A 7,422-nucleotide genomic window follows, 5' to 3' on the forward strand; every position below is an offset into this window, starting at 1 on the left:
TAATGTATATTCTTAAGTAGAAAAAAACACGCGTATTTTTACGCGTGTTTTTTATACTAATTTTTCTTGTTTACATCCGCTGGCCTCGGTGGTGGGGGAGGTAACAACGGATCAACGGTATGTTTATCATTCCTTGCTGGTGGCGGCGGTGGAATTAGCTCTCCAGGAGATAAGGCCTCGGCATCACTTGCATGGATTGAATTTTTATCATCATTTTTATTTTTGTCAGCATCCTGGCCATTTTTCTTATCCTTATCATCTTTGGCTGCGGTAACTGTTGAAACTTTGGTGGGTTGAGTACCTTCGGCAAAAATTTCTTCACGTGCCGCTTTGTTATTAGGATCATTGATAAGCAAACCATCTTCGGTGGATATTCTGGCTGTTACAATGCCTGATGGTCTAACAAAATCGCGGGCAACATACTTGGTAGAAGCCTCTCGCATAAATTTTTGCCAAATGCTGGCTGGTATTGTACCACCAGTAATACCACCCAGATAATCTGGATTATCATAACCCATCCAAACAGCCGCTACCAAATCAGGTGTATAACCGACAAACCAAGCATCCTTATAATCACTGGTAGTACCGGTTTTGCCAGCAGCCGGACGGCCAAAGTAGGCGCCTGCACCAGTACCATGGGTGATAGCACCCCGTAGCATATCGGTAAGTAAATATGCACTACGTTCATTGATAACTACCCTTGCCTTAGGAATGGTTTCTTCAATGACTTTACCGTTGCGATCAACCACTTTAATTATAGCTATCGGCTCAACTCGAACACCACCATTTGCCAATACTCCGTACGCACTGGCAATCTCTAGCGGAGTCACACCACGGGTAAGACCGCCTAACGACATAGCTAAATTTCGGTCATTGGTACTGCCATGCAGCACCAGCGTAGATATCCCCATTTGCTGAGCATAATATAATGTTTTATCAATACCGACTTGCTGAGCTAATTTTACAGTTACAACGTTTAATGATTGTTCAAGTGCTGTACGCAGGGTTACTGGTCCTCGAAAACGCCGATCATAATTCATTGGCGACCAATCACCAAAGCTAACAGGATTATCCTCAATAATACTGGCCGGTGTAAAACCACTTTCTAGAGCTGCTAAATAGACAAACGGTTTAAATGATGAGCCCGGCTGGCGTTCGGCTAAAACTGCCCGGTTAAACTGATCGTTACCCCGGCCACCAACCATTGCCTTGATATGACCGTTATGAGGGTCAATGGCTACCAATGCACCTTGTGGTTGTTTGATTCCATTTTCAATACGATGCGTCGGAAGCAGCTCATTCATTGCCTGTTCTGCCGCTTGTTGCATATCTAAATCCAATGTGGTATAGATTTTCAGGCCATCTTTATATACAGCATCAGCACCATATTTTTCGATTAGCAATTGTAACACGTAATCAGTAAAATAGGAAGCAGTCGTAGTGTTGGTTGATTTACGGTTAACCAGCTTAATTTCCGTATTTTTGGCTTTCTGCGCTGTGGCTGAATCAATGTAACCGTATTTAACCAGTTGATCTAATACCACAGCCTGGCGCTCTTTAGCTGCTTTAAAATTATTTAAAGGGGAATAATAATTAGGACTCTTTGGTATGCCGGCAAGCATAGCACACTCTGCTAAATTTAAATCTTCAACATTTTTTCCAAAATAAACTTGGGCTGCAGTTTGAACACCATATGCACCTTGCCCAAAATAGATTTGGTTCAAATACATTTCTAATATTTCTTGTTTGCTGTATTGCCGCTCAATTTGCAGAGATAAAAAAGCTTCCTGGATTTTCCGTTTAATTGTCTGTTCCTGCGATAGCAAAGCATTTCTAGCTAATTGTTGGGTTATCGTACTACCGCCTTCCGCTATTCCTCGATTAGTAATATTTGACCAAAGAGCCCGAAGAATACCGCGGGGGTCAATGCCGCTATGTTGATAAAACCGGACATCTTCAGCCGCTATAAACGCATTTTGTAAATTTTTAGGTATCTTGTTTATAGACACCGGCAATCGATTTTCTACTGAATGGATGGTAGTTATAAGCCTTCCGTTAACATCAAAAATTTGTGAAGAAACGGCTGGACGTATTTCTCCCTTCAGGATGGGAATCGTGTGAATGCTAGCTGTCAAAAATCCAAGGCCTGCACCTGTTAGCATAACTAAGAATACTAATATAGCAATAATGGTGACTGTCCGAAAATTTTTTTTAGGACGTCGTCTGCCTGATTCTTTATTCTCACTATTTTTATCTTGCATAATTTCCTCCCCCTGCGATCACTTACATTGCAGCGTAAATATTATTACCACTAGTTTAAAAAGGATTTGATTCGTTAACCATTATATCATAAAAAGTTATTGATAGGATATTCTTTGGCAGTGGTTTGCAATATTAAAATTGTTATGTTATAATGCGGTTACTAAGTTATTGTGTAGCGTTAATTATCAAATAATAAAACATATGCAACATAGATGTAAAATGTGATGAATAGGAGAAGTAAGTCAGAGACGGTCTTTTAGAGAGCTGGGGGATGGTGAAACTCAGTAGGCCGACTGACTGAAATACACCTATGAGCAGCAGGCTGAAAGTAAAGTACAAGTAAGCTGAGCCGGAGCCACCGTTATCTGGTCAGAAGTTTCTTTACTTCGCTTGAGTGGCTCATTGTTAGCAACAAGGGTGGTACCACGGGTTTAACTCTCGTCCCTAACCAGGAACGAGAGCATTTTTTTTATCAGTCATAAAATCTGATTAATGTAACGAAGGAGGCTTTTAGTCATGTCTGTATTAGATATTCTTAAAGAACGCGGCTATGTTCAGCAACTAACACATGAAGAGGAAATCGCAGAGTTATTGGCTAAGGAGAAAATTACTTTTTATATCGGTTTTGATCCCACAGCCGATAGTTTACATGTCGGACATTTTCTGGGAATGATGGTGATGGCCCATATGCAGCAGGCTGGTCACCGTCCGATTTGTCTTATTGGTGGAGCAACAGCGCTGATCGGTGATCCCTCCGGTAGAACCGATATGCGAAAAATGCTGACCAGAGAAGATATTGAACATAACGCCGAACGCTTTAAAAAGCAAATGCAACGGTTTATTGATTTTTCTGATAATAAAGCCTTAATGGTAAATAATGCCGATTGGTTATTAGATCTCAACTATGTAGAATTTATTCGAGATATTGGCATCCATTTCTCGGTTAATCGTATGTTAACTGCCGAATGCTTTAAGCAGCGCATGGATAGAGGATTATCGTTCCTGGAGTTCAACTACATGTTGATGCAGAGCTATGATTTTCTGGAACTCAACCGCCGCTATAATTGTATTATGCAAATGGGCGGTGACGACCAGTGGTCTAATATTTTGGCGGGCGCAGATCTGATCAGGCGTAAGGAAAGCAAACCGGCCTATGGGTTAACTTTCACGTTGTTAACCACTAGTGACGGTAGAAAGATGGGCAAAACTCAGAAAGGAGCCTTATGGCTGGATGCTGAGAAAACTTCTCCCTATGAATTTTATCAGTACTGGCGCAATGTCGATGATGCCGATGTAGAAAAATGCCTGGCGCTTCTTACGTTTTTACCAATGGATGAGGTCCGGAGGTTGGGTGCACTAAAGGATAAAGAAATTAATATTGCTAAAGCCACGCTGGCTTTTGAGGTAACTAAACTTATTCATGGTCAAGAAGAGGCAGAAAAAGCCAAGCAAGCTGCAGAAGCATTATTTGGCGGCACCGGAAGTTTAGACAATGCTCCAACCGTATCAATTACCAGTGATATGGTTGGTACAAAATTACTGGATGTTCTTGCAGGTACAGGAATTATTGCCTCAAAAAGTGAAGGACGGCGCCTTATTCAGCAAGGTGGACTCTATATTGGTGATGCCAAGGTTTCTGATCCAGACTTTTTGCTGACAGCTAACTTATTTAAGGACAATAGTCTCCTTATCCGTAAAGGAAAGAAGAATTATCACCGGATTGTTATCGAATAAAAAAAAAGCCAGTATTATAGCCGAACTTATCCTTTGCGCAAAAGATATTGGTTTCATTCCGAAATAAATAATAAATAAATTGGGTCGCAGACTGCGACCCGATTTTTATTTTCAGGGTTTATCTTCCAAATGCTTTTTACTATCCTCTATAGCTTCACTTTCGACCGGAGCCATCTGAGCCTCAGCCATCGAAACAAGTTTCTTTACCATTTGGCCACCTATGCGGCCGCCCATCTGACCGCCAATTTTTCCCACTTCCCGGGTAGTCATATTTTCCCAGCCATCACTTTCTATCTTTTCCTTAAGTCCAAGTTCTTGAGCTATTTCGAGTTTTTTTTCTTCAAGAACACGCTCGTAATTTTCAGCAGTTATTTCCCTGTTCATTTCACGCCCAAGAGTCTCATTGGCTACTTGCAGCTTTAATTTTTTTAAATCATCCATAGTAATCACCTCACATTTTTTGTAGTATTCCCCATGAACTAATTTTAATGAATGTAGTAACCGATAATCCGGTTTTGTCATATATATAATAACCAATAATGTGAAAGTGACCGTAGGAGGGGGGAGACATGAGGTTTTCGTTGCGGCGCAGACGTACAATACCACTCTTCCCAATAGCATTGATATTATCGGTAATAGTAACGGTATGGTTTTTCTGGCTGACTGAGACAAACTTAAAACCAACTCTAATGGCAATTGCTGAAGCAAGAGCAACACTGATCGCAACCCAAGCAATTAATAATGTTATTAACAATAAAGTCAGTCTTACGGTTGATCCCAAAACACTGCTAAATGTTACCTTAGATGAGCGTGGGCGCGTAGTATTGATTCAACCTAATACAATGGAGTTTAATAGGCTGGGTGCTGATACTACCATTAAGGTACAAGAGGCACTGAAAGAAATTATAGAAGAAAAAATCCAAATTCCTATTGGTCAGGTATTAGGCAGTCAATTTCTGGCAAGCATGGGCCCTAAGATTACAGTCACTATTATTCCGATTGGTACGGTCCAGGTTAAAGTGGTTGATAAATTTGAGCATGCAGGTATTAACCAAACCAGGCATATGGTATATTTAGTTGCCACTACACAAGTTCGTATCGTGGTTCCTTTAGTCAGTAAGAGCATCAGTGTACATACACAAGTACCGATTGCTGAATATGTGATTGTCGGTGAAGTACCTAGTACATACGTACAAATTCCATTTCCCCTAGATGGTAATGTTTTTAGTGGACATAACGACGACAGTAATAACGGTATTAAAATTAATAATTAACTTACGCCTCAGCTGATAATAGATTGACATAAGAAACTTCTATGATACTATATGGAAAAATTGATTGGCGGATATGTTTACCATGACGTTTCTATTCATCACTGCTGAAAAAATAATCATAATTAGTCGTGATACTCATGTATGATATGACTATTCCTAACATTGTGGGTTCAAATTGAAACATAAAAACAAGGCTATCTCAAAATGGGTTTTTATCTATGGAGAGATAGCCTTATTTGCTTTGCCGTAGAATGCAAAAAAACGATGTAGCCAGCATATCTGACTTAGCGGCTGAATTAGGTTACAAAGTTACTATTGACGAAATTAAGAAAGTATTTTGGTGTTTACATAACGATGAGACAAGCAAAGTTGCTGTTTAAAAAACGCTTGTAAGTAAATTAATTATTCATTGTTTCAAATTATCTTACTATCAAGCTAAATTGAGCAGCGTTATTAACTGTGTAATTGGATGACAAAACTTTCTTGAAAATTATATACTGTATACAAGTAAATGTAGTTTATGGTATAATATAAAATTAAATGTGAAATATTTCACAGCAAATATCGAGGTGTATAAATGCTAAAGTTATCTATTTGCTTTGGGAGCGCCTGCCATTTACGCGGCGCTTATAGTGTGTTACATGCTTTTAGAGCACTGATAGACAAGTATCAGGTGCAAAGCGAGATTGATATTGAGGGAAATTTTTGTCAGGGTAAATGTACGGAAGGAGTGGTTATTAAACTAAATGACGAAATTATAACTCATGTTGCTAAAGACAAGGTCTATCATATTTTCATGGACAAAGTGCTGGGAGGTAAACAAGATTAACGCTATTATTACACATAAAGTAAACTGCCGGGATTGTTTCCGCTGTGTACGTTCATGTCCAGTTAAAGCCATCGGGATTAAAAAAGTCCATGCCAATATTATTGAAGAAAGATGTATTTTGTGTGGACGCTGTGTTGTTGAGTGCCCACAGAAAGCAAAACAAGTTGACAACCAAATACAGCGTTTAGTGGCTGCCTTAGAAACGGGACAGAAAGTTGTGCTGAGCTTAGCGCCATCCTATGTGACGGCTTTCCCTGAATATACGCAAGCTGAGCTAATACAAACCTTAACTAATGCTGGAATAACTTACGTAACGGAAACGGCTGTAGCTGCCACAATGATTTCGGAAATATATGGAACCTATATGCTGAATCATAAGGATAATCTACCGAAATCTACCGTAATTTCATCGTGCTGTCCGGTAATTGTAAATATTATTGAAAGATATTACCCCCAGTTAATCGACAACCTTGCACCAGTCGTATCACCAATGCTGGCTCATGCTAAGCTGATTAAAGAACAGTACGGGGAAGATACTTTTGTTATTTTTGCCGGACCCTGCATAGCTAAAATTGCCGAAGGCTGTGAATCAGATTCGAAGGTCGATGCTGTAATAACTTTTAAAGACCTCAAAAATTGGATAATCTCATTGCCTCATCTGGATACAAAGCTGGAAGAAAAAATAGCACAACCAACGCTTACATCTACGAGTATCGGTCGCTGTTTTCCGATAACCGGGGGCATAATTATGCCGTATTTAAGTATGGCTGATGAAGAAATTATAGCCATTGATGGTATTGAAAATTGTATTGAAATATTTAAAGGATTAATTAATAATGAGATCTCCCCACGATTTATTGAGGCTTTGGCCTGTTCCGGAGGATGTATCGGCGGTCCTGCTATGGGCAGCCGTCAATTCATGCAGACCAAACGGAACCAAGTATTAACCTATGCCAAAACGGGTAGTGCAGCTACAGGGAATTACGCTACAGGCATAACCATAGATGTACATCGCACTTATCAGTCCAAAGCCATTAATGCGGCCATTCCAACAGAAGAAGAAATACAAGAAATCCTCAAACAAACAGGAAAATTTACAGTTCAAGATGAAAAAAACTGCGGCGCTTGTGGTTATGATACCTGTCGTGCTAAAGCTGTTGCCGTATTCCAGGGTATTGCCGAGCTAGATATGTGCATACCGTATATGCGCTCAAAAGCGGAATCATTTGCTAATATCATTGTTGAAAATTCTTTAAACGCAATTATTGCCGTTAATGAAAAGATGATTATAAAGGAATTTAATACTGCCGTTACGCGCATGTT

Annotated in this window: 7 protein-coding genes, 1 pseudogene and 1 other annotated feature; of the genes and pseudogenes, 6 read left to right on the forward strand and 2 right to left on the reverse strand. The window is 39.7% G+C overall.

The features are described from left to right. Window positions 1-56: 56 nt before the first annotated feature. On the reverse strand, window positions 57-2,261 hold the full coding sequence (locus AC29Z1_RS08285) for a penicillin-binding protein 1A (protein WP_488270988.1): 2,205 nt from the start codon (window positions 2,259-2,261) through the stop codon (window positions 57-59). Window positions 2,262-2,477: 216 nt separating this feature from the next. After that, window positions 2,478-2,711, forward strand: a binding site (T-box leader). Window positions 2,712-2,778: 67 nt separating this feature from the next. On the opposite strand from AC29Z1_RS08285, the gene tyrS reads away from it, so the two are divergent. Then, the gene (gene tyrS, locus AC29Z1_RS08290) at window positions 2,779-3,996 is read left to right on the forward strand and encodes a tyrosine--tRNA ligase (protein ID WP_488270989.1); all 1,218 of its coding nucleotides are present in this window, start codon (window positions 2,779-2,781) and stop codon (window positions 3,994-3,996) included. Between the two features lie 111 nt (window positions 3,997-4,107). On the opposite strand, the gene AC29Z1_RS08295 is transcribed toward tyrS, so the two are convergent. After that, window positions 4,108-4,437 carry a small, acid-soluble spore protein, alpha/beta type gene (locus AC29Z1_RS08295; RefSeq protein WP_488270990.1) on the reverse strand — a complete coding sequence of 110 codons (330 nt, stop codon included), beginning with the start codon at window positions 4,435-4,437 and terminating at the stop codon, window positions 4,108-4,110. A 128-nt stretch (window positions 4,438-4,565) separates the two neighbouring features. Between AC29Z1_RS08295 and yunB the strand changes: the two genes are divergently transcribed. The 5 genes and pseudogenes from yunB to AC29Z1_RS08320 all read left to right on the forward strand — a co-directional run. Then, a complete protein-coding gene (gene yunB, locus AC29Z1_RS08300; RefSeq protein ID WP_488270991.1) occupies window positions 4,566-5,270 on the forward strand; it encodes a sporulation protein YunB in 705 nt (234 codons plus the stop codon). A 251-nt stretch (window positions 5,271-5,521) separates the two neighbouring features. Next, entirely contained in the window at window positions 5,522-5,650 is a 129-nt protein-coding gene (locus tag AC29Z1_RS08305; protein ID WP_488270992.1) for a hypothetical protein, read from the forward strand. 197 nt (window positions 5,651-5,847) lie between these two features. Beyond that, a complete protein-coding gene (locus tag AC29Z1_RS08310; RefSeq protein ID WP_488270993.1) occupies window positions 5,848-6,099 on the forward strand; it encodes a (2Fe-2S) ferredoxin domain-containing protein in 252 nt (83 codons plus the stop codon). Beyond that, a pseudogene (locus AC29Z1_RS08315) lies at window positions 6,035-6,196 on the forward strand (hypothetical protein); the annotation flags it as partial. The gene AC29Z1_RS08310 and the pseudogene AC29Z1_RS08315, both read left to right, overlap by 65 nt. 21 nt (window positions 6,197-6,217) lie before the next feature. Next, window positions 6,218-7,422 (forward strand): [Fe-Fe] hydrogenase large subunit C-terminal domain-containing protein (locus AC29Z1_RS08320; RefSeq protein WP_488270994.1); only part of this gene is annotated, 1,205 nt, incomplete at its 3' end.

The sequence above is a fragment of the Sporomusa sp. genome (genome assembly GCF_057736855.1).